General features: G+C 51.8%; 1 protein-coding gene. It reads left to right on the top strand.

What is annotated here, in order from left to right; translation table 11 throughout:
* Positions 1–184 precede the first annotated feature (184 nt).
* Positions 185–1,973 (top strand): beta strand repeat-containing protein (locus ACR0K5_RS25020; protein ID WP_480535048.1); only part of this gene is annotated, 1,789 nt, incomplete at its 3' end.

Below are 1,973 nucleotides of genomic sequence, written 5' to 3'. Positions count from 1 at the left end.
CGAGTAAATGGTATTAGAGCACACAAACAATAAAGCCAGTCACATATTCCGCGGCGGTCGTATTTTCAAACGCGGCAAACACGTTCTTACTTCTGCGGCAGTTACAGGCTCTGTAATTGCATCTGCGGTTGGCAGGAAACTGGCCAGGGCACGTTATGGGCTGTTACTATGGGCAGGGATAGGGATGAGCGGGCAAATAACCGAAGTATCCGCCCAGAATGTCACCTTTGACAATGATGCAGGCACTGGCATTTGGGGTACAGCTATAAACTGGGATACCGATCAGGTTCCAGCTGCGGGTGACAACGCCTTTATCGGTGGTGCCTTCGATGTTACCGGATCTCTAACTGATGATATCCGCAATCTTAATTATTCCAGTACGGGCACCTCGATGGTTACTGCCGACGGCTTCGGTATTACCGGTGTACTGACCAATAGCTCAACCGGTTCCATCGACTTTTCAGGAAACACGGGAGGCGCCACCAATACAGGTGCAGGTACCATCACCATTGGTGGAGGAGTAACCGGGCGGGTGATCAGCACCGGCACAGGTGCCATAGATATCGCCGGACAATTGCGGGCCAATGGCGGTGGTGTACGAATTGACATAGATGACGGTGATGTAAGTGCAGGATCACTTCTTAACCAAAACGGCTCTGATGCGTTGATCACAGGGGGCAGCCTGACCTCTACCGGATCGCTCTTGAACTTTAACAGAGGTACAGTACTTCGAGTGTCCTCAGGGGGGACGCTCAATGCCAATAGTGGAATAACGAACCGTTTCCAAGCCCGCCTGCAAGTAGATAATGGTGGTGTTATCAATGTGACGGGAAACATCGCCAATGGTGCTGGTCGGAATCAACAGGGAAGCGTGCTGATTACCGGCGGTACATTGAATGCCGACTCTTTCTCGAACAGCATTTCCTCTAGCTGGACCCAAACAGGTGGTGTGGTCAATATTTCAGGGAATGCAAATATATCTGCAAGTGCTATGCGGATTCAGGGAGGAGAATTCAATGTAGAGAACATTACACGCAGCGTTTTTAATTCCATAAGTTTTTCAGGAACATCCGTCACGAATGTAAGAGGGCGGATCCGCGGGCTTGGTGGAGGTTCTCGTGGATCCATTTCAGTTGCGGGGTCGGCAATAGTCAATGTCGGGTCAATAAGCAATGAGCGTGGCAACACATGGAACCAGAGCGGCGGAGTCGTGACCGTAAACGGTTCGACCCGAAACACGAACACTTCGTTTAACATTTCAGGCGGAGAGCATCATGCCAATGGCGGCTTTGTGACGACAACTGCTGTGACTGTATCAAATACTGGGTTTCTGGATATTGGCAGCAGTGGGATGAATATCAACGCCGGCGGCAATGCACAGGGTGTGGCGCGATTGACTATCCGCAATGATGCCGTGGTGGTAAGCTCCTCTGTGAACAATGTGAAAGGTGTTGTGAGCGTCAGCAATAACGCGTCGCTGACCACCACCACAGGGAGGTATACCAATCAAGCAAATGGAGCACTGAACGTGTCCGGGGGGATGGTGGAAGCACAAAGCGGGCTGTCCAATAGTGGTACAGTAAACCTCAGCGGAACGGGTGAAATTCAGGTAACGGGCGGTTTAAACAATTCCCGCAACTTCAATGTCACCAGCGCAACTAGCACACTGACTGCCGACACCCTGTCCAACAGTCGCTTGTTTAATCTGGATGCAGGCATAGTCAATGTGACAGGTAACGCGACGATTCTGACCGGCAACGGCCAATTGGACCAGGACGGTGGCACCTTCAATGTGGGTGGCCTGTTGACGACCACGGGAGGCGGCATCATCAACCTGGATGATGGTGTTCTGAATGCCAACGGAGATATGCTCAATGACGGCATCACCAATCTGCAGGGCACTGGCGATCTGAACCTGACCGGCGATCTGGACAATGGCGGCACTTTCAATGTGCTGGGTGGTCTGGATGCGT

This window comes from Ruegeria sp. AB9, from assembly GCF_056542585.1.
Note: the sequence above shows the minus strand (reverse complement) of the source record. Positions and strands in the feature narration are given on the sequence as shown.